Below are 18,858 nucleotides of genomic sequence, written 5' to 3'. Positions count from 1 at the left end.
GCACGGAAATGCCCTATATTGCCGTTTCGATGCCAGGACTCAGGACACGCATGAAATCCAATTTCTTCCGGGGCGCCGTCGCCCTTGGCGCGCTCGCGCTCATCCCTGCCACCACCGCGGCGCTCGCCGATGGGGAGGCAAGCAGCTACAAGGCGCTCGACGAGTTCATGGACGTGTTCCAGAAGGTCCGCAGCGACTATGTCGAGAAGGTCGACGACGAAAAGCTGATCAAGGGCGCGATCGACGGCATGCTGGCCAGCCTGGACCCGCATTCGAGCTTCCTCGACGCCCGCGATTTCCAGAACCTGCGCACCCAGACGGAGGGCAGCTATGGCGGCCTGGGCCTTTCCGTCACGCAGGAGGACGGCGCGGTGAAGGTGATCGCGCCGACGCAGGACACCCCGGCCTGGCGCGCCGGGATCAAGGCGGGCGACTATATCACCCATCTCGACGGGCAGCTCATCTATGGCGGCACGCTGGACGAGGCGGTCGACAAGATGCGCGGCGCGCCGGGCACGCAGATCAAGCTCACCATCGTCCGCCCCGGCCGCGACAAGCCGATCGACCTCACCCTGACGCGTGAGATCATCCAGTTGAAGCCGGTGAAATGGGAAGTGAAGAACGGCATCGGCGTCATCAACATCGTCAGCTTCTCCGCCAATACCGGCGCCGACGTGCGCCAGGCGATCCGCAGCATCGACAAATCGCTGGGCCGCAAGCCCACCGGCTATATCCTCGACCTGCGGTCCAACCCCGGCGGGTTGCTGGACGAAGCCGTGTCGGTCAGCGACACCTTCCTGGAGCGCGGCGAGATCGTGTCGCAGCGCGGCCGCAACAAGGGCGATGTCGAGCGCTATTATGCCAAGCCCGGCGACGACGCGAAGGGCCTGCCGGTGATCGTGCTGGTGGACGCTGGCTCCGCCTCCGCATCGGAAATCGTCGCGGGCGCGCTGCAGGACCAGCATCGCGCGCTGGTGATGGGGGAACGCAGCTTCGGCAAGGGCAGCGTTCAGACCATGCTGCCGCTCAGCAACACCACGGCGCTCAAGCTGACCACGGCGCGCTATTACACGCCGTCGGGCCGCTCCGTGCAGGAAGGCGGGATCGAACCGGACGTCAGGGTGCCGCAACTGAGCGACCCCGATTACAAGAATCGCCCGAAATTCCGCGAAAGCGACCTGCGCCGGCACCTGATCAACGAGATCAAGACCGACAATGCGGCGCTGGAAGAGGACAGCAAGGACGACCCCCGCTTCGCCGCCACGGCCGAGGAGTTGAAGAAGAAGGGGATCGAGGATTTCCAGCTCGACTATGCGTTGAAGACCATCGCCCGCCTGGCGGCCAGGCCGGGCGGGGCGGTGGCGCAGGCCACTCCCGCCCGCAAACCCGCCACGCACTGACAGCGAGGGCGACCCCCACAAACCAACCTGCTCCTGCCTTCGCAGGAGCAGGTTACATAAAGCGGATAGAACCTTCCCCGTTCCCTTTCACCACCGCAAGTTCAGCATGACGAAAGCCGCGGGACGGTTTAAGCGAACGCTATGACAAACCTGCCCCTCGCCCGCGCATTGGCGCTGATCTTTCCCCTGGCCATGCTGGCGGGCGCCTATGCCTTCCAATATGTTGGGGGGATGCACCCCTGCGAAATGTGCTGGTGGCAGCGTTACGCCCATATGGCCGCGATCCCGCTGGCGCTGGTCGCCTATGCGATGCGCGGCAAGGCCTGCGTGAGCGCGCTGTTCACGGGCCTGGCGGGCCTTGCCATCGGCATCGGCGGCGGCATCGGCCTGTTCCATGCGGGCGTCGAATATGGCTGGTGGGAAGGGCTCACCGCCTGCTCGACCAGCCCGGCCGGCGGCAATCCGGCGGACATCCTCAACCAGATCATGGCGACGCCGATCACCCGCTGCGACGTGGCGCCCTGGAGCCTGCTGGGCATTTCGATGGCGGGCTATAACGGCCTCTTGTCGGGCGCGGCCGCGCTCCTCATCTTGGCGCTGCTGATCGGAAAAGGGAGCAAGGCATGAGCGTAAAGGACTTCCCGCGCCCCGGCCGCCGCGTGACCGACGCGGAGCGCGCCTCCATGCTGCGCGTCGATCAGGCGGGGGAATTCGGCGCGACCCGCATCTATGCCGGGCAACTGGCCGTCATGGGGGATCGGCATCCCGATTCCCGCCTGATCGCCGGCATGGCCGCGCAGGAGGAACGGCATCGCAAGCATTTCGACGCGATGATCGCGCGGCGGGGGGTGCGGCCGACCGCCTTGCAGCCGGTCTGGAACCTGGCGGGCTTTGCCCTGGGCGCGGTGACGGCGGCGATCGGGCCGCGCGCCGCCATGGCCTGCACCGCCGCGATCGAGACGGAGATCGACCGGCACTATGCCGAGCAGCTGGAGCAATTGGGAGAGGACGATCCGGAACTCTCCACCGTCATCGCGGATTTCCAGGCGGAGGAGGTGGAGCATCGCGAAACCGCCATCGCCCATGGCGCGGAGCAGGCTCCGGCCTATCCCTTATTGTCGGGCGCCATCCGATTGGGCTGTCGTGCCGCCATCGCCCTTTCTAGGTATATCTAAGGCGAAGCGCATCTGAGGAGAAGCATGATGAAGACCAGCCTGATCGCCGCCATGCTTTTGCTGGGCACGGCTTCCCCCGTGCTGGCGCAGCAGGGGCCAAGCGTGCCGCAGGAACAGCCCCCCGCCGCGCAGGCGGGGTCGGAACGCGTCAACCTGGTCATCGTCTATGGCGACGATCCCTGTCCGCAGAGTCAGGGCAGCGACATCGTCGTGTGCGCCCGCAAGGGCGAGGAGGAACGCTATCGCATTCCCGAACCGTTGCGCGGCGATCCGAACCAGCCCAGCCACCAGGCCTGGGGAGAACGGGTGAGGTCGATGGAATATGTCGGCCGCAGCGGCACCGAAAGCTGCTCGCCGGTCGGCGGCGGGGGGGCCACCGGCTGCTTCGCGCAATTGGCGCGGCTCGCCAAGGCGGAGCGGCAGGCCGCGGACAATGCGAACTGGAAGGATCTGGTCGAGGCGGAGCGGGCCCGGCGCCTCTCCACCATCGATGCGGAAAGCAAGGCGATCGAGGCGCAGGCCGTCGCGGAGGAAAAGGCGCGGGCCGCCCAGCAACAGCAGCAAGGTGCGGCTGAAGCGACGCCGCAGGGAACGACGCCGCAGCAGTGACGGCATGCGCCGCGGCGCGCCGTCTGGAAGAAGGCTGCCGCAAACCGGGCAATCCGGACGGCGGGACAGGGGACGAACAAGGAATATGGATCGATGCGCCTCCTCACCGCCCTTCCCCTCGCCGCCGTCGCGCTGGCGCCCCTGGCTTTCGCCGGCGCGGCCCATGCGCAACCGCCCCAAAAAATCTTCAACCTGATAGTCTATGGCGACGATCCTTGCCCCAAGGGGCAGGGCGACGAGATCATCGTCTGCGCGCGCAAGCCCGAATCCGAACGCTATCGCATTCCCCGGAAACTGCGCGAAAAGCCGGAGCCTGCCGGCGGCCCCGGCTGGGGCAGCCAGGTCGCGACCATGGAGCAGGTGCAGCGGCAGGCCCTGCCGGGCGGTTGCTCCGCCATCGGCAGCAACGGCTTCACCGGCTGCACCGCCAAGATGCTGGAGCAATGGTTCGCGGAACGGCGGATGCGGGAGTCGAAGGGCGAACCTTAGGGCCTTCGGTCGTCGCCATCGGCGCTTCTATTTGAAGCTCGCGATGCACTCGATCTCCAGCGGCGCGCCCATGGCCAACCCGTCCGCGCCGAATGCGCTTCGGGCGGGCAGCCGCTTGCCCTGGAAATAGCTGACATAGGTGCCGTTGAACCGGGGCCAGTCCGCCATATCGTCCAGCATCACCGTGCATTTGACGACATGGCCGAAGCCGAGGCCATTGTCCTTGAGGATCCTGCCGATCGAATCCATCGCGCCGCGAACCGCCGCGTCGAAGCCCTCCTTATGGGGGTCCATGCCGTCCGGCACCCGGCCGATCTGGCCCGAAAGATAGAGAATGTCGCCCGCCCGCACGGCGGGGGAGAAAGGGGGCTGCTGCGCGGCCAGCGGCGTGGCGCCGAGGGCCAGGAACAGGGCGAGCCATTTCTTCATATGCCTATTTCCCCGATACAAAAAGGGCCGGTCCTTTCCGGACCGGCCCTCCCTTCGTGACGCTTTAGAACTTGAAGTCGAGGCGGGCGTAATAATAGCCGCCTGACGTGCTGTAGGGACTGTGGCCATAATAGCTGTTGTAGGATCCGGCGCCGTTGATGAACGGCGACGTGCCCGCCGGGATGGTGACGCCCTGCAACAGGCTGGGCGTTTCGGGACGCTTGCCGAACAGATTGTTGGCGCCGACCGAGAAGGTCACGAAATCGGTGAAATCGTAACTGGCCTCCACGTCCGTAAGCGCCGTCGCCTTGACCACGCCTTCATAGGTGCAGGGTTGGTTGGCTGCCGTCAGCGTGGAGCAGGACACCTGGGGCGTGACGAGCACGCTGGTCTTGCCATAGAATGTTTCGCGCGCGTTGAACGTGAAGCGACCGCTGGTGAAGAGGAAGCCTGCGACGATCTTATATTCCGGCGAGGCCCTTTCAATATTGCTTTCGGATACGGCGCTGAAGACCGTCGGGATTTTGTTCTGCGTGATCTTCGTCTTGTTGTAGTTCGCTGTCAGTGACAGGTCGAGTTTGCCGAAGTCCAGCGCGATCGGATAAGCGGCGGCGAAGTCGATGCCCCAGGTGCGCGTATCAATGCCGTTGGTGAAGCTAGCCACGCCCACGTTAGGAAGCGCCGGATCAAGGACGATGCCCGCAGCGTTCAACGCGCTGAAGATGGCGGCGCCGCCCGGCTGCGTCACGCCGCCTTGCACCGCAAAGCGGGGAGCGGTGCCGGCGATGCGATCCTTGATCTTGATATAATAGCCGTCCAAGGTGATGGCGAGCTTGGGGATGGGACGCAGCACGACGCCGCTCGAAAAATTGGTCGATTTTTCGGGCTTGAGCGATTGGAAGCCCAACAGCACGGCAGCAGGCGTGCCGGCAGGGAGTTGCGCGACGGCGCTGGTCGGGCCGACGTTGATGGTCGAATATTTCTGCTCCGCCAGCGTGGGAGCGCGGAAGCCGGTGCTGACCGTGCCGCGCAGCGCGAAGGCGTCGCTGAAGTCGTAGCGGGTCGTGATCTTGCCGATGGTCGTGTCGCCGAAGTCGGTATAATCTTCGTAACGGCCGGCAAGGTCGACGGACCAGTTTTCGACCGGCTCCGCGATTAGGTTGATATAGCCCGCGCGCGAACTGCGGCGGAACTTGCCCGCGTCGGTCGACTTGTAGCCGGGGAAGGACTGAACGCCGGTCTTGTAGGTCGAATAATAATCGCCCGCGACGATCTCATAGGTGTCCCGGCGATATTCGCCGCCGAACGCGAAGGTGAGGGGACCGGCCAGTCCGACTTCGAATTCTTTGCGGATGTCGGCGGTAACCGTGGTCTGGCTCAGGCGGAAGCCGCCGTCATAGGCCTTGTCCACCGTGTTGGGAGCCCCGATGCCCTGCAGCGACGCGGCGTAGCTTTCCTGCCAGACTTCGCGATGGGCCGAGCTTTCGGTCCAGATGTCGTCCTTCTGATAGCCATAGGTGGTGCTGAGGTCGTAGTTCCAGCCCGAAGCCTCGCCCTTGGCGCCGACGGTGAAGCTATATTCGTCCTCGATCACATGCTGGAGCGGAACCATGCCCCAGGTACCCGTATCGCCATAGCAGATGCTGGGATCATAGGCTGCGGCCGTGATGCCGCCGCTCAGATTGCCGATTTCGTAGCAGATGCGCTTGGGATGGCGATAGCCCTGCTTGGCGTAGCCGATGCGGCGGGCATAGTCGCCGAAGCTGTACAGTTCGATCCCGCCGAAATCATAGCCCATATTGTAGAAGGCTTCGGTCAGGTAGGTTTTGGGCTGGCCGCCGTTGATGCCCGACAGGGCGTCGCCCGCCAGGTTGGACCATTGGGCGGGGGTGTTGGGCTGAAGCGTGCCGTCGGGCCTGGTGATCTGGACCTGGCCGGTGCCGACGGTGGTGTAATCCTGGCGGCGGTGGAACAGGCTGAGGTTGAAGAAGCCGTCTTCGCCCAGCTTGAAGCCCATATTGCCGGAGGCGGAGAACAGCTCGCCTTCGCTGTCATAATATTGGCCGCCGGTGACCTTGAAGCTGCCGCCCTCGTTATTGTCCTTGAGGATGAAGTTGATGACGCCCGCAATGGCGTCCGTGCCGTAGACGGCCGCCGCGCCTTCCTGGAACACTTCGACACGGGCGATGGCGTCCGGCGGGATCAGGTCGATGCTGGGCGCGGCCGAACCCTGGAACGCGCCGGAGATCACCTGCAGGATGCCGTTGCCGTGGCGGCGCTTGCCATTGACCAGCACCAGCGTGTGGTTCGGGCTGAGGCCGCGCAGGCGGGCGGAAAGCGAGAAGCTGGAAAGGTCGGTGCCCTGCGTCTGGGCCGTGAAGCTCGGCACGATCTGGGTCAGCACCTGGTTCAGGTTCGGCTGGCCGACATGGCTGATCGCCTCCTGGTTCAGCACCTGGATCGGCGCGGCGCTTTCGGCTGCCTGCATGCCGACGGCGCGGGTGCCGGTGACGATGATGGCGCCGCCGTCATCGACCTGCGGCGACTGCGCCTCCTGGGCCATCGCGCAGGCCGACCAGGACGAGGCCAGCACCAATGAAAGGCGAAGTGCGGATAATCTTGTCATCTATGCCCCCTGTTCTGCATTTATTTATGACAAGGGGCTCAACGAAGTTCCTGGACGAAACCTCTACCGCACCGCACAAAATGATAGAAAAAATTAAATATTTCTTCTTCATTTCCGCTAAAAATCAGGACAGGCTGCCATGCTGCGTGGCGAAATGGCAATTGATTAGGGTGCATGTGGCGCTGCGCATTTTGCAAGCCGCGCGCATGGCGGATTTTTGACCGAAGTTCGTTTAAATTAAATTCCGCCCTCAGCCGTCATGCCAGCCATGGTCGGCATGACGAGCGGGGAGGGGATGGGGATCAACTCGCCATCGCCGCCTCGATCAATGCGCGGCCTTCCCTGCTGTTCCAATCCATCGCGCCGACCACCCGCGCCGTTTCCCTGCCCTGCGCGTCATAGATGACCGTGGTGGGCAGCATGCCGGTATTGTAGTGGAAGCCGAACTGGTTTTCCGGGTCGATCCAGCCCTTCAGATGCGGCAGCGGATGCTTTTCGAAAAAGGGCTTGATCACCGCCTCGCCCTGGCTGTCCTGCGATATGGTGAGGACGGCCAGGCCCTGTTTGCCATATTCCGCCGCGACCGCGTCCAGCGTCGGCATCTCCGCCACGCAGGGCGCGCACCATGTCGCCCAGAGGTTGACCAGCATCGGCCTGCCCGCGAAATCGCTCAGCTTCGCATCGCTCCCGTCCGGGTTCTGGAAGGTGAAGCCGGGGGCAGGCGTCCCAGCCTTCGACTTGTCGAGCGTATAGCTGAACGCGCCCTTCCCGCTCTGCGCCGGCCCCGTCGCCTCGCCGCTGGTGGCGTTCGGCCCTTGCCCGGCGGGCGGGGATTGCTTATCGCACGCGCCAAGGCCAGCCAGCAGGAGCAGTGTCATTACGCAGGGCAAAGATCGGAACGGGGATGATCGCACGGGAAAAAGCTCCAACAGCATGTGGGGCGGACGCTTCGCGGCCGGTCCGGCTTCGGTCATGCGGGAGATAAATGCGTCCATCCCGTTCGACAAGCGCCTGTGGAAACAGGACATCGCCGGATCGAAAGCCCATGTCGCGATGCTGGCCAAGCAGGGCATCGTCGATGGCGAGGACGCGCAGGCGATCACCGAGGGGCTGACCCGCATCGCCGCCGAATATGAGGCGGACGGCGTGCCGGTGAACCTGGACCTGGAGGACATCCACATGGTCACAGAGTCGCGCCTCGCGGAACTGATCGGCCCGGCGGCCGGGCGGCTGCACACGGCCCGCTCCCGCAACGACCAGGTGGCGACCGATTTCCGCCTCTGGGTGCGCGACGCCATCGATGAGGTCGAGGCGGGCCTGCAGGGCCTGTCCGACATGCTGCTGACCCGCGCCGAGGAACATGCCGACGCGGTGATGCCCGGCTTCACGCACCTTCAGTCCGCGCAGCCGGTGACGCTCGGCCATCACCTCATGGCCTATCATGAAATGATCCGCCGCGACCGCAGCCGCTTCGCCGACGCCCGCGCGCGCCTCAACGAATGCCCGCTGGGCGCGGCGGCGCTGGCCGGAACCGGCTTTCCCATAGACCGTCACGCCACCGCGGCGGCGCTCGGCTTCGCCAAGCCGACCGACAACAGCCTCGACAGCGTGTCGGATCGCGACTTCGCGCTCGATTACCTGATGGCCGCGACCCAGTGCAGCCTGCACCTCTCGCGCCTGGCCGAGGAATTCATCATCTGGGCCAGCCAGCCCTTCGGCTTCGTGAAGCTGCCCGACGCCTATTCGACCGGCAGCTCGATCATGCCGCAGAAGCGCAACCCCGACGCCGCCGAACTGGTGCGCGGCCATGCCGGGCGGATCATGGGCTGCATGAACGCGCTCTGCGTCACGATGAAGGGCCTGCCGCTCGCCTATTCGAAGGACATGCAGGACGACAAGCCGCCGGTGTTCGAGGCGCACGACCTGCTCGGCCTTTCCATCGCGGCGATGACCGGCATGATAGAGACCGTGACCTTCCGCACCGACCGCATGCGCGGCCTTGCGGAAAGCGGCTTCGCCACCGCCACCGACCTGGCCGACTGGCTGGTTCGCGAAGGCGACGTCCCCTTCCGCGAGGCGCACCACATCACCGGCCGCGCCGTCGCGGCGGCGGAGGCGGCGGGCGTGCAGCTTGCCGATCTGCCGCTGGAAACGCTCAAGGCCATTGATGCGCGGATCGATGAGCGTATCTATGCGGTGCTGACGGTCGACGCCTCGGTCGCCAGCCGCAGGAGCCATGGCGGCACCGCGCCCGATCAGGTGCGCGCGCGCATTGCCGAGGCCCGGAAGAAGGCGAAAGGGCAGGGCAAGTGATGACCGCACGGATCGCCAAGGCATGCGCGCTCGCCGCGCTGGCGCTGACCCTGGCGTCCTGCGGCGGCCGCCAGCCGCTCAAGCCCTTGGAAGGGCAGCGCCTGCCCGCCGTGCCGGTGGGCGCTGCGGCCGCGCCGACCGCGGCGGAGCTGACCACGCCCCCCATTCAGGCGCGGCCGGAACGCAATGTCGAACTGCTGACCCAGTCCAGGGTGCGCGGCGACGACGAATTCGACCTGCCGCCCGAAAGCGACCCGCGCTAGATTTTGGCGCCGGCATTTCTAGGATAGACTGACTTGGACCATTTTACCTATGTCGATGGCGCGATGCTGGCGGAGCAGGTGCCGATGGCGGACATCGCCGCGCAGGTCGGCACGCCCGTCTATATCTATTCCACCGCGACCCTGACCCGCCATGTCGCCGTGTTTCGCGAGGGGCTGTCGCAAATCCACGATCCGCTGATCGCCTTCGCGGTGAAGGCCAATCCCAACGCCGCCGTGCTGGCGACGCTGGCGAAGCTGGGCCTGGGCGCGGACGTCGTGTCGGCAGGCGAATTGCTGCGCGCCATTGCGGCGGGCATCCCGGCGGAGCGCATCGTCTTTTCCGGCGTCGGCAAGACGGCGGACGAAATGCGCATCGCGTTGGAACAGGGCATCTACCAGTTCAATCTGGAAAGCGAACCCGAAGCGGAAATGCTTTCCGAAGTGGCGCTGTCGATGGGCAGGAAGGCGCCGGTCGCCTACCGCATCAACCCGGACGTCGACGCGGGCACCCATGCGAAAATCTCCACCGGCAAGTCGGAAAACAAGTTCGGCATCCCCTATGACCGGGCGCTCGCCAGCTATGCCGCCGCCCGCGACCTGCCCGGCCTGGACGTGCAGGGCGTGGCGGTCCATATCGGCAGCCAGTTGACCGACCTGACGCCGCTGGAGGCCGCCTTCATCAAGGTCGGCGCGCTGATCGAAAGGCTGCGGGCGGAGGGTCACGACATCCGCACCGCCGATCTCGGCGGGGGCCTCGGCGTCCCCTATGACCCGTCGCAGCCGCTGCCGCCCAGCCCCGCCGACTATGGCGCGATGGTGACGCGGATCACGCAGGGCTGGAACGTCCGCCTGATGTTCGAGCCGGGCCGCCTGATTGTCGGCAATGCGGGCGTGCTGCTGTCGCAGGTGGTGCGGGTGAAGCAGGGCGCGCAGGCCCCGTTCGTCATCGTCGACGCCGCCATGAACGACCTGCTGCGCCCCAGCCTCTACGACGCATGGCACGACATCCGCGCCGTCCATCCGAAGGGCGAGCGGGCCGCCGCCAATGTCGTGGGGCCGGTGTGCGAGACCGGCGACACCTTCGCCATGCATCGCGACATGGACGTGGTGGGCGCGGGCGACCTGGTCGCCTTCATGACCGCGGGCGCCTATGGCGCGACCATGGCGAGCACCTATAACAGCCGCGCCCTGACCCCCGAAGTGCTGGTGTCGGGCGACAAATGGGCCGTGGTCCGCGCTCGTCCGCCGATAGAGGCGCTGATCGAGGGCGACAGCATTCCCGCCTGGATAGCGTCGGAAGGCGTGCAGGACTGATGCACAGCCTGCCCGTCTTCCTGCGGTTGCAAGGGCGGGCCGTCATCCTGACCGGCGAGGGCGAGGCGGCGGACGCCAAGCGCCGCCTGCTGGAACGGGCCGGGGCGCGCATCGTGGGCGAGGGGGAGGAGGCCGCGCTCGCCATCGTCGCGGACGGTGACGAGGCGACCGTGCAGAGGCTCCAGGCGCGCGGCATATGGGTGAACGCCACCGACCGGCCGGACCTGTGCGACTTCACTTTGCCCGCCATCGTCGACCGCGATCCGGTGTTGATCGCCATCGGCACCGGCGGCGCTTCGGCCGGGCTGGCCAAGGCGCTGCGGCAACGGCTGGAGGCTCTGCTGCCCGCCCGGCTGGGCGCGCTGGCGACGGCGCTGCGCGATGCGCGGGCCGCGATCCGCAAGCGCTGGCCCGACGCGGCGGCGCGGCGGCGCGGCATCGACGCCGGACTGGCTGCTGGCGGCCCGATCGATCCCCTGTCGGGCCTTGCGGCGGATGCCGTGCCGGACTGGCTGGCCAGAAGCGGCGATGCCGATGCCGACCGACTGGAGACGATCCGCCTGCTGTCCGCCGATCCCGACGATCTGACGCTGCGGGCCGCCCGCCTGCTGGGCGAAGCGGATCGCGTCTATCACGCGCCCGGCGTGCCCGCCGCCATATTGGACCGCGCCCGCGCCGACGCGGCGCGCATCGCGGCGAGCGCGCCGCCCGCTCGTCTGGAGTCGGGCCTGTCGCTCTGGCTGGAGATGGCGCCATGAGCCGGGTCTTCCTTTTCGAGAGCGGGCAGGCGCGGGAAATCTCGCTGGACGCCTTCTGCGAGCGGACGGAGGACGCGCCCTTCAGTTGGGTGCATGCCGACGGCTGGCGGGAGGATGCCCGCACGGTCGTATCCCGCTGCGACCATATGCCGCAAGCCGCGCTGTCCGCGCTGCTGGCGCAGGAAACCCGCCCCCGCTGCACGCTGATGGGGCATGGCGCGCTGGTGAACCTGCGCGGGCTGGGCGCGGCGGAGGACGGGGTGGGCGATCCGCTGGTGTCGATCCGCCTTTGGGCCGAACAGGCGCGGGTCATCTCCGTCAGCTATCGTCCGCTCGCCGCGATGGAACCCGTGGCGGCGCAGATGCTGGCGGGCAGGATACGCGATCCGGGCGACCTGATCGCCGCCTTCGCGCAGCAGATCACCGAAGCGCTGGACCCCGAAGTCGCCGATCTGGGCGACGGACTGGATGAGATCGAAAGCGCGCTGACCGAACATGGCCCGGCGGAGGCGCGGCGGCGGGTGTCGGAAATCCGCGCCACCGCCATCGGCTATCGCCGCTTCATCGCGCCGCAGCGGCAGGCGCTGGAAAGACTGTCCGCCGCCGACGCCCTCTGGCTGGAACCGGACGACCGGTTGCACCTGCAGGAAGCCGCCGACCGCTGCGCCCGCATGGCCGAGGAACTGGAGGCGGTGCGCGAACGCTCCGCGCTCGCCCATGAAGAATTGACCGACCTGCGCGCCGAACAGATGAACCGGCAGGCGCTGATCATATCGGTGGTGGCGCTGGTGTTCCTGCCGCTGACCTTCCTGACCGGCCTGCTGGGCATGAATGTCGACGGCATCCCCTATGCCCACGAACCCTGGGCCTTCTGGGGCGTGGTCGGCGTCTGCGTCGCCATGGCCGCCGGCATCAGCGGCTGGTTCGCGGCAACGCAGTGGCTCAAATAAAAAATCCTCCCCATCGAAGATGGGGAGGGGGACCACCGCCAAAGGCGGTGGTGGAGGGGAACTGCGCAGGTCGAGCCTCTTCCGCCCGACCTATCTAAATCGCTCCCTAATTCCGCGCCGCGTTCAACCGGGCGATCTCGTCATGCAGCGCCTGGATCGACGACACCAGCCGCGCCCGGTCCGCCTGCATTTCCGCCAGCGCGTCCCGCGTTTCGCCCAGTTCCAGGGCGCGCCGGGCGATCCGGGCGTCCAGTTCGGCATTGTGCCGCGCCAGCGCGCCGACCTGCTCGGCACGGGCGCACAGATGGCGCAGCCGGGCATCCAGCAGGTCGAAATCGAACGGCTTGACCACATGGTCGTCGGCGCCCGCGTCCAGCGCCTCCACTGCGGAGACCCTGTCGTTCCGCCCGCCGATCATGACGAAGCAGGCATTGTCGGCCAAGCCCGCCGCCCGGATCTTCCGCATCGTCGTCAGGGCGGGCAGCAGCGTCAGCCCCATGTCGATCAGGATGATGTCCACCGGCCGCGTGACCAGCATGTTGAGCGCGGAAAAGCCATGTTCCGCCAGCGCGACGTCATAGCCCAGATGCGACAGCCGCCGCGCCACGACGGCGCGGGACGTGGCGTCTTCATCGACCAGCAGAAGGCGCAATCGCCGGGGCGCCCGCCCATTTGCCTGGGCCTGCGCCCGTTGCGGCCTGCTGATGCTTTCGCGTTTCCAGAATTGCATGGCGTCCCACCTGTTGCAGGCGCGCAGCATAGGATCGGCGGGCAAAGAAATGGTTAACGGGCCGGCGGCGCATAGGCGCGCAGGAAACAGTCCAGCCCATGTTCGACATCGGCCTCGATCTGTTCCGCCGTCGCCCGTTCGATCTGTCCCCAGACCAGCGACTGGTGACAGCCCGACAGCATCAGGACGGCGAAGGTGCGCGCCGCCAGTTCGGGATCGGCGCGGCGCAAAAGGCCGCGGTCCATCGCCCTTTCCAGGAATTCGGCTATCAGCCGCCGCGTGCTGCCGGGCGCATATTGGTAGAAGATCGCGCCCATTTCGGGAAAGCGGCCCGATTCGGACGCCACCAGCCGATAGAGCGCGATGCTTTCGGGCGAGGTGATTTTCGTGAGCAGGTTCAACCCCAGCGTCCGCAACGTTCCCGCAAGGTCGCCCTCAGGATCCAGGATTTCGGCGAGGCGCGCCCGATAGGCGGTGGTCGCGTCGTCCAGAACGGCGGCGAACAACGCCTCCTTGCACGGGAAATAGCTCCAGAGCGTGCCCTTCGATCCGCCCAGCGTCGCGGCGATCGACGACATCGTCGTCGCGGCATAGCCATTTTCCATGAAGGAACGCGACGCCACGTCCAATATGGCCTTGCGTCGATCTCTACGCCGTGCCTCTCTGCGGCTGAGCGGGGGAAGGGGCTTTGTCATGAAATCGTACCATATAGTACGCTATTTCTGTTGACAAGGATTCGCAACCGGCGCAAAGCCTGATTTCATACTATCTGGTACGGTTTTTATGCCCGCGAGTCGCCATCCGAATCCTTCGCGCTTTTCCGCCCGGACCGGGCTTCTCGCCGGCGCGGCGTTGCTGTCCGCCTGCGCGGCTGTGCCGGACCTGGGTCCGCAGCCGGTCGCGCGCGGGCCGGCCAGCATCGCGGCGGAACGCAGCCTGCAGGCCGACAATGCCACCCAATGGCCGGCGGAAGGATGGTGGAAGGCCTATGGCGATCCGCAACTCGACGCGCTGATAGAGGAGGGGCTGAAGGGATCGCCGGACGTCGCCGCCGCCGCCGCCCGCTTCGCTGAGGCCAATGCCGCCGCGCAGCAGGCGGGCGCGCCGCTGCTGCCCGCGATAGACCTCGACGCCAATAGCGGCGTGACCAAGTCCAGCTACAATATGGGCATGCCCAAGGAATTCGTGCCCAAGGGCTGGCTGGGCACGGGCCGGGTGGCGCTGAATTTCGGCTTCGACCTCGACCTTTGGGGCAGGAACCGGGCGGCGTTGGCGGCGGCGACGTCCGAAGCGCGGGCGGCGGAGATCGACGCCCGGCAGGCGCGGCTGGCGCTGGCGACCGGCGTGGCCGACGCCTATGCCGACCTTGCCCGCCTGCATGACGAGCGCGACATCCAGGCGCGGGCGCTCGAAATCCGCACCGCCAGCCGGAAACTGGTGGCGGACCGCCGCGCCAACGGGCTGGAAACGCGCGGCAGCGAGCGGCAGGCGGACGCCACCGTCTCCTCCGCCAAGGCGCAACTCGCCGCCGCCGACCAGGCGATCGCGGTGCGCCGGCATCAGATTGCGGCGCTGATCGGCGCGGGGCCTGACCGCGGCCTTGCCATCGCCCGTCCCCGCCTGGGCAGGCCCGGTCCCCTCGGCCTGCCCGCGGACGTGACCACCGATCTGGTCGCCCGCCGCCCGGACATCGCCGCCGCGCTCGCCCGGACGGAGGCGGCGGCCAAGCGGATCAAGGTGGCCCGCGCCGATTTCTTCCCCGCCATCCGCCTGAACGCCCTGATCGGCGTCCAGTCGCTGGGCTACCAGACAGTGCTTCAGAACGGCGGCTTTGCCGGCGGCCCCAGCCCCTTCACCGACACGCTGTTCAAGAAGGATTCGCTGTTCGGCAATGCCGGCCCGGCGATCAGCCTGCCCATCTTCCACGGCGGCGCGCTCAGCGGCCAGTATCGCGGCGCCCGCGCCGTCTATGACCAGGCGGTGGCCAATTATGACAAGACGGTGCTCGGCGCCTATCAGCAGGTGGCCGACGCCGTGACCGGCCGCCAAGCGCTGGACCGGCGGCTGGCCGACGCCCGCGCCGCGCTGACCGCGTCGGAGGAAGCCTATGGCATCGCCCGCCAGCGCTATGAAGGCGGCCTCAACACCTATCTTGACGTGCTGAACGTGGAGGACCAGCTTCTGGCCGCCCGCCAGGCCGTTGCGGAGCTGGAGGCGAGCGCCTTCACGCTCGACATCGCCCTCATTCGCGCGCTGGGCGGCGGCTTTGCCGGAAACGGCGCGCAGGCACCGCTCCAGTTGTCCAAGGATACGCCCCATGGCTGACGCAAAGCCCGAATTCACGTCCGACGCGAGCAAGGCCGACGCCGCCGCGCAGCGCATGGAAGCCCGGAAGAAATGGCTGCTGCGGCTGGCGCTGGCCGTGCTGGCCGTCGGCGCGGCCTATGCCCTGTGGTACCTGCTGGTCGGCCGCAACCATGTCAGCACCGACAATGCCTATGTGAATGCCGAAGTGGCGCAGGTGACGCCGCTCATTTCCGCCCAGGCGGTCGAGGTGCTGGTGACGGACACCCAGGCGGTCAAGCGCGGCGACATATTGGTGAAGCTGGACCCCACCAACGCCCGCATCGCCGTGGCGCAGGCGGAGGCCGACCTGGCCGAGGCCCGCCGCCGTTTCCGCCAGGCTGTCGCGACCAGCGGTTCGCTGGCCGCGCAGGTGGAGGCGCGGGGCGCCGACATCAGCCAGGCGCGGGCCCAGCTCGCGACGGCGCAGGCCGATTTCGACAAGGCGCGCATCGACCTGCGGCGGCGCGAGGCGCTGGCCCCCAATGGCGCCGTCTCCGGCGAGGAACTGACCAGCGCGCGCAAGGCCTATGCCGCGGCGCAGGCGGCGCTCGACCTGGCGAAGGCCGGGGTGGCGACGGCCGAAGCGACGCGGGGCGCGGCCAGCGGGCAGCTTGCCGCCAATGACGCGCTGGTGCGCGGGTCCACCATCGACACCGACCCCGCCGTGCTGGCCGCCAAGGCGAAGCTGGAAAATGCCCGGCTCGACCTCGACCGCTCCGTCATCCGCGCCCCGATCGACGGCGTCGTGACCCGGCGGTCGGTGCAGGTCGGCCAGCGCGTCGCGCAGGGCAGCCCGATCATGACCATCGTGCCGCTCGCCAGGGTCTATGTCGACGCCAATTTCAAGGAACGCCAGCTCCGCCGGGTCAAGATCGGCATGCCGGCGACGGTCACGTCGGACCTTTACGGCGGCGGCGTCGTCTATCATGGCAAGGTGGTCGGCTTTTCCGGCGGCACGGGCGCGTCGATGGCGCTGATCCCCGCGCAGAACGCCACCGGCAACTGGATCAAGGTGGTGCAGCGCCTGCCCGTGCGCATCGCGCTCGACCCGCGCGAACTGGCCGAGCATCCGTTGCGCATCGGGCTTTCCATGGAAGCCGAAATCGACCTTTCCGGCGAATAAGGAAGCCCGCCGGTGAGCCGCCCGACCGAGACGTTCACGCTCCTGTCGCCCCGTCATCGCCTGCTGGCGGGGATGACGCTGGCGCTCAGCAATTTCATGGTCGTGCTCGACCTGACCATCGCGAACGTCTCGGTGCCGCACATCGCGGGCAATCTGGGCATTTCGCCCGATCAGGGCACCTGGATCATCACCAGCTACGCCGTGGCGGAGGCGATCTGCGTGCCGCTGACCGGATGGCTGGCGCAGCGTTTCGGCGCGGTCAGGCTGTTCACCATGAGCATGCTGGGCTTTGGCCTTTTCTCGCTGCTGTGCGGCCTGTCCATGACGCTGGGCATGATCGTCGCCTGCCGCATCGGCCAGGGCCTGTGCGGCGGGCCGCTGATGCCGATGTCGCAGACCCTGCTGATGCGCATCTTCCCCCCGCAGCAGCGCGGGCGCGTGATGGGGCTGTGGGCGATGACGACCATGCTGGGCCCCGCCCTGGGCCCGATCGTCGGGGGATATATCAGCGACAATTGGAGCTGGCACTGGATCTTCTTCATCAACCTGCCTATCGCCGCCCTGTGCATCTTTTCCGCGCTGACGCTGCTGCGCCCGGTGGAAACCGAGCGGGTGAAGCTGCCCATCGACTATATCGGCCTCGCCCTGCTGGTCTTCTGGATCGGCTCCCTCCAGATCATGCTGGACATCGGGCGGGACCATGACTGGTTCGGCGATCCGATGATCGTCGCGCTGGCGCTGATGGCGGGGATCGGCTTCTGCATCTTCCTGATCTGGGAACTGACCGAGGAACATCCGATCGTCGACCTGCGCGTGTTCCGCCATATCGGCTTCACATCGGGCGTTTTCACCCTGGCGCTGTGCTTCGGCGCCTATTTCGCGGGCATCGTGATCATTCCCCAATGGTTGCAGATCTCGATGGGCTATACCGCCACCTGGGCAGGCCTGGCGGCGTCCTTCGTCGGCATGTCCGCCATGGTCATCGCGCCGATCGTCGGCCGCGTCGTCGGCAAGCTGGACGTGCGCCTGATGATTTCCAGCGGCGTGCTCTGGATCGGCGCCGTGACGCTGTGGCGGGCGCACTGGACGACCGACGCGGATTTCTGGACGGTCGCGCTGCCGCAACTCGTCCAGGGTTTCGGCATGCCGCTGTTCATGATCCCGCTGACGACGCTGACCCTGGGATCTGTCCGGCCGGAGGAAACCGCCTCTGCCGCTGGCATGCAGAATTTCCTGCGCACGCTCGCCATCGCCATTTCCACCTCCATCGTGCTGACCGGCTGGGGCGACGGGCAGCGCGTGTCGCGCAACGAGATGGTCGGCACGCTCCATCCGGACGCGACCCTGGCCGACCTGACGAGCCGCGGCTTCACGCAGGAACAGGCGCGGCAGATGGTGGCGAACCTGGTCGACGCGCAGGCGATGGTGGTGTCGATGAACCACGTCTTCTTCATCGCCGCTCTGGTCATGTTCGCGGCGGCCGCCCTGGTGTGGCTGGCGCCGCGCCCCATGGCGAAGGTCGATACGTCCTCGGCGCACTGAACGGAGGGCGGAGGGCAGGGACGGCCCCCTGTCCCCGGAAGCGGCTTGATTGGGCTTTGCGATCAGCGACTTGTCCATCGCGGCATCCTCCGCCGGAGGGGAGCGGGAACAGGGCGGCGCGCCGCCGTCGGCGTCTCCCCTCTGCCGCGCCCGATTGACGCGGCGCGACATCGCGGTCACTGAGTGGCAAAAAAGGCTTGGGGTCTCATGCGAATCGTCATCATCGACGACAGCGGCCTGCGCGCGACGGTCCTGGAGGAAGGGCTGCGCGAAGCGGGCTATGACGATATTCACATCGTCCCCCCGCGCGGCGGCTTCGTCGCGCGGCTGGAGCGCATGGCGCCCGACGTGGTGCTGATGGACCTGGGCAGCCCCAGCCGCGACACGCTGGAGGAGATGCTGACGGTCAGCCGCGCCCTGGCCCGGCCCATCGCCATGTTCGTGGACCAGTCGGACGAAAGCATGATCGGCGCGGCCATCGACGCGGGCGTCTCCGCCTATGTCGTGGACGGGCTGCGCAAGGAACGGGTGAAGCCGGTGCTGGAACTGGCGGTGCGCCGCTTCAACGCCTTCGCCCGGCTCCAGAGCGAGTTGGACGAGGCGCGCACGGCGCTGTCCGACCGCAAGATCATCGACCGCGCCAAATCCATCCTGATGAGCCAGCGCGGCCTTGGCGAGCCGGAGGCCTATGCGCTGCTGCGGTCGAGCGCGATGAATCAGGGAAAGAAGATCGTGGACGTCGCCCAGGCCCTCATCACGGCCAGCGACCTGTTGGGAGGGATGTGATGGTG

At 67.1% G+C, this 18,858-nt stretch carries 20 protein-coding genes; 15 read left to right on the top strand and 5 right to left on the bottom strand.

The window, feature by feature from the left end; genetic code table 11:
* Positions 1-50 precede the first annotated feature (50 nt).
* From Sj15T_RS10770 to Sj15T_RS10750, 5 genes are all read left to right on the top strand, one after another.
* Entirely contained in the window at positions 51-1,400 is a 1,350-nt protein-coding gene (locus Sj15T_RS10770) for a S41 family peptidase (protein WP_013041016.1), read from the top strand.
* A gap of 141 nt (positions 1,401-1,541) precedes the next feature.
* A complete protein-coding gene (locus Sj15T_RS10765) occupies positions 1,542-2,027 on the top strand; it encodes a disulfide bond formation protein B (protein WP_013041015.1) in 486 nt (161 codons plus the stop codon).
* On the top strand, positions 2,024-2,575 hold the full coding sequence (locus Sj15T_RS10760) for a demethoxyubiquinone hydroxylase family protein (protein WP_013041014.1): 552 nt from the start codon (positions 2,024-2,026) through the stop codon (positions 2,573-2,575). The genes Sj15T_RS10765 and Sj15T_RS10760 overlap by 4 nt, the downstream gene beginning before the upstream one ends.
* A 24-nt stretch (positions 2,576-2,599) precedes the next feature.
* Positions 2,600-3,184 (top strand): hypothetical protein, encoded by a 585-nt coding sequence (locus tag Sj15T_RS10755; protein ID WP_013041013.1) that lies wholly within the window; start codon positions 2,600-2,602, stop codon positions 3,182-3,184.
* A gap of 93 nt (positions 3,185-3,277) precedes the next feature.
* On the top strand, positions 3,278-3,673 hold the full coding sequence (locus tag Sj15T_RS10750; RefSeq protein WP_013041012.1) for a hypothetical protein: 396 nt from the start codon (positions 3,278-3,280) through the stop codon (positions 3,671-3,673).
* A 27-nt stretch (positions 3,674-3,700) separates the two neighbouring features.
* On the opposite strand, the gene Sj15T_RS10745 is transcribed toward Sj15T_RS10750, so the two are convergent.
* Together Sj15T_RS10745 and Sj15T_RS10740 are read right to left on the bottom strand one after the other, a co-directional pair.
* Entirely contained in the window at positions 3,701-4,102 is a 402-nt protein-coding gene (locus tag Sj15T_RS10745; RefSeq protein ID WP_013041011.1) for a RidA family protein, read from the bottom strand.
* A 64-nt stretch (positions 4,103-4,166) separates the two neighbouring features.
* Positions 4,167-6,728, bottom strand: coding sequence for a TonB-dependent receptor (locus Sj15T_RS10740; protein WP_013041010.1), 2,562 nt, complete (start codon positions 6,726-6,728; stop codon positions 4,167-4,169).
* Positions 6,729-6,730: 2 nt separating this feature from the next.
* Here Sj15T_RS10740 and Sj15T_RS10735 point away from each other — a divergent pair, with 2 nt between their 5' ends.
* A complete protein-coding gene (locus tag Sj15T_RS10735) occupies positions 6,731-6,949 on the top strand; it encodes a hypothetical protein (protein ID WP_253720659.1) in 219 nt (72 codons plus the stop codon).
* Between the two features lie 81 nt (positions 6,950-7,030).
* On the opposite strand, the gene Sj15T_RS10730 is transcribed toward Sj15T_RS10735, so the two are convergent.
* Positions 7,031-7,606, bottom strand: coding sequence for a TlpA disulfide reductase family protein (locus tag Sj15T_RS10730; RefSeq protein WP_013041008.1), 576 nt, complete (start codon positions 7,604-7,606; stop codon positions 7,031-7,033).
* A 55-nt stretch (positions 7,607-7,661) separates the two neighbouring features.
* On the opposite strand from Sj15T_RS10730, the gene argH reads away from it, so the two are divergent.
* Genes argH through Sj15T_RS10705 form a run of 5 tightly spaced genes read left to right on the top strand, consistent with a single transcriptional unit; the run spans position 7,662 to position 12,326 of the window.
* Positions 7,662-9,041, top strand: coding sequence for an argininosuccinate lyase (gene argH, locus Sj15T_RS10725; protein WP_013041007.1), 1,380 nt, complete (start codon positions 7,662-7,664; stop codon positions 9,039-9,041).
* Complete coding sequence (locus Sj15T_RS10720; RefSeq protein ID WP_041386559.1) at positions 9,041-9,304, top strand: hypothetical protein; 264 nt, start codon at positions 9,041-9,043, stop codon at positions 9,302-9,304. The genes argH and Sj15T_RS10720 overlap by 1 nt, the downstream gene beginning before the upstream one ends.
* Before the next feature lie 33 nt (positions 9,305-9,337).
* Positions 9,338-10,618, top strand: coding sequence for a diaminopimelate decarboxylase (gene lysA, locus Sj15T_RS10715; RefSeq protein ID WP_013041005.1), 1,281 nt, complete (start codon positions 9,338-9,340; stop codon positions 10,616-10,618).
* On the top strand, positions 10,618-11,376 hold the full coding sequence (locus Sj15T_RS10710) for a bifunctional precorrin-2 dehydrogenase/sirohydrochlorin ferrochelatase (protein WP_013041004.1): 759 nt from the start codon (positions 10,618-10,620) through the stop codon (positions 11,374-11,376). Before lysA ends, Sj15T_RS10710 begins: the two co-directional genes overlap by 1 nt.
* The gene (locus Sj15T_RS10705) at positions 11,373-12,326 is read left to right on the top strand and encodes a zinc transporter ZntB (protein WP_013041003.1); all 954 of its coding nucleotides are present in this window, start codon (positions 11,373-11,375) and stop codon (positions 12,324-12,326) included. Before Sj15T_RS10710 ends, Sj15T_RS10705 begins: the two co-directional genes overlap by 4 nt.
* Positions 12,327-12,432: 106 nt before the next feature.
* On the opposite strand, the gene Sj15T_RS10700 is transcribed toward Sj15T_RS10705, so the two are convergent.
* Entirely contained in the window at positions 12,433-13,056 is a 624-nt protein-coding gene (locus tag Sj15T_RS10700) for a response regulator (protein WP_020821195.1), read from the bottom strand.
* A 53-nt stretch (positions 13,057-13,109) separates the two neighbouring features.
* On the bottom strand, positions 13,110-13,685 hold the full coding sequence (locus Sj15T_RS10695; RefSeq protein WP_007687586.1) for a TetR/AcrR family transcriptional regulator: 576 nt from the start codon (positions 13,683-13,685) through the stop codon (positions 13,110-13,112).
* A 154-nt stretch (positions 13,686-13,839) separates the two neighbouring features.
* Here Sj15T_RS10695 and Sj15T_RS10690 point away from each other — a divergent pair, with 154 nt between their 5' ends.
* From Sj15T_RS10690 to Sj15T_RS10675, 4 genes are all read left to right on the top strand, one after another.
* The gene (locus Sj15T_RS10690) at positions 13,840-15,381 is read left to right on the top strand and encodes an efflux transporter outer membrane subunit (RefSeq protein WP_013041001.1); all 1,542 of its coding nucleotides are present in this window, start codon (positions 13,840-13,842) and stop codon (positions 15,379-15,381) included.
* The gene (locus Sj15T_RS10685) at positions 15,374-16,525 is read left to right on the top strand and encodes an EmrA/EmrK family multidrug efflux transporter periplasmic adaptor subunit (RefSeq protein ID WP_013041000.1); all 1,152 of its coding nucleotides are present in this window, start codon (positions 15,374-15,376) and stop codon (positions 16,523-16,525) included. The genes Sj15T_RS10690 and Sj15T_RS10685 overlap by 8 nt, the downstream gene beginning before the upstream one ends.
* 12 nt (positions 16,526-16,537) lie before the next feature.
* Positions 16,538-18,067, top strand: a complete 1,530-nt coding sequence (locus Sj15T_RS10680) for a DHA2 family efflux MFS transporter permease subunit (protein WP_007687590.1) — start codon at positions 16,538-16,540, stop codon at positions 18,065-18,067.
* A 207-nt stretch (positions 18,068-18,274) separates the two neighbouring features.
* The gene (locus Sj15T_RS10675; RefSeq protein ID WP_007687592.1) at positions 18,275-18,853 is read left to right on the top strand and encodes an ANTAR domain-containing protein; all 579 of its coding nucleotides are present in this window, start codon (positions 18,275-18,277) and stop codon (positions 18,851-18,853) included.
* Positions 18,854-18,858: the final 5 nt, after the last annotated feature.

Origin of the sequence: Sphingobium sp. TA15 (assembly GCF_037101235.1) — a bacterium.
GTDB classification, from domain to species: Bacteria; Pseudomonadota; Alphaproteobacteria; order Sphingomonadales; family Sphingomonadaceae; genus Sphingobium; species Sphingobium indicum.
Note: the sequence above shows the minus strand (reverse complement) of the source record. Positions and strands in the feature narration are given on the sequence as shown.

Coding starts and splice junctions, on each gene's coding strand:
- Sj15T_RS10770 (WP_013041016.1), top strand. CDS start 51: ATGAAATCCAATTTCTTCCGGGGCGCCGTCGCCCTTGGCGCGCTCGCG.
- Sj15T_RS10765 (WP_013041015.1), top strand. CDS start 1,542: ATGACAAACCTGCCCCTCGCCCGCGCATTGGCGCTGATCTTTCCCCTG.
- Sj15T_RS10760 (WP_013041014.1), top strand. CDS start 2,024: ATGAGCGTAAAGGACTTCCCGCGCCCCGGCCGCCGCGTGACCGACGCG.
- Sj15T_RS10755 (WP_013041013.1), top strand. CDS start 2,600: ATGATGAAGACCAGCCTGATCGCCGCCATGCTTTTGCTGGGCACGGCT.
- Sj15T_RS10750 (WP_013041012.1), top strand. CDS start 3,278: ATGCGCCTCCTCACCGCCCTTCCCCTCGCCGCCGTCGCGCTGGCGCCC.
- Sj15T_RS10745 (WP_013041011.1), bottom strand. CDS start 4,102: ATGAAGAAATGGCTCGCCCTGTTCCTGGCCCTCGGCGCCACGCCGCTG.
- Sj15T_RS10740 (WP_013041010.1), bottom strand. CDS start 6,728: ATGACAAGATTATCCGCACTTCGCCTTTCATTGGTGCTGGCCTCGTCC.
- Sj15T_RS10735 (WP_253720659.1), top strand. CDS start 6,731: ATGCCCCCTGTTCTGCATTTATTTATGACAAGGGGCTCAACGAAGTTC.
- Sj15T_RS10730 (WP_013041008.1), bottom strand. CDS start 7,606: ATGACACTGCTCCTGCTGGCTGGCCTTGGCGCGTGCGATAAGCAATCC.
- argH (WP_013041007.1), top strand. CDS start 7,662: ATGTGGGGCGGACGCTTCGCGGCCGGTCCGGCTTCGGTCATGCGGGAG.
- Sj15T_RS10720 (WP_041386559.1), top strand. CDS start 9,041: ATGACCGCACGGATCGCCAAGGCATGCGCGCTCGCCGCGCTGGCGCTG.
- Sj15T_RS10710 (WP_013041004.1), top strand. CDS start 10,618: ATGCACAGCCTGCCCGTCTTCCTGCGGTTGCAAGGGCGGGCCGTCATC.
- Sj15T_RS10705 (WP_013041003.1), top strand. CDS start 11,373: ATGAGCCGGGTCTTCCTTTTCGAGAGCGGGCAGGCGCGGGAAATCTCG.
- Sj15T_RS10700 (WP_020821195.1), bottom strand. CDS start 13,056: ATGCAATTCTGGAAACGCGAAAGCATCAGCAGGCCGCAACGGGCGCAG.
- Sj15T_RS10690 (WP_013041001.1), top strand. CDS start 13,840: ATGCCCGCGAGTCGCCATCCGAATCCTTCGCGCTTTTCCGCCCGGACC.
- Sj15T_RS10685 (WP_013041000.1), top strand. CDS start 15,374: ATGGCTGACGCAAAGCCCGAATTCACGTCCGACGCGAGCAAGGCCGAC.
- Sj15T_RS10675 (WP_007687592.1), top strand. CDS start 18,275: ATGCGAATCGTCATCATCGACGACAGCGGCCTGCGCGCGACGGTCCTG.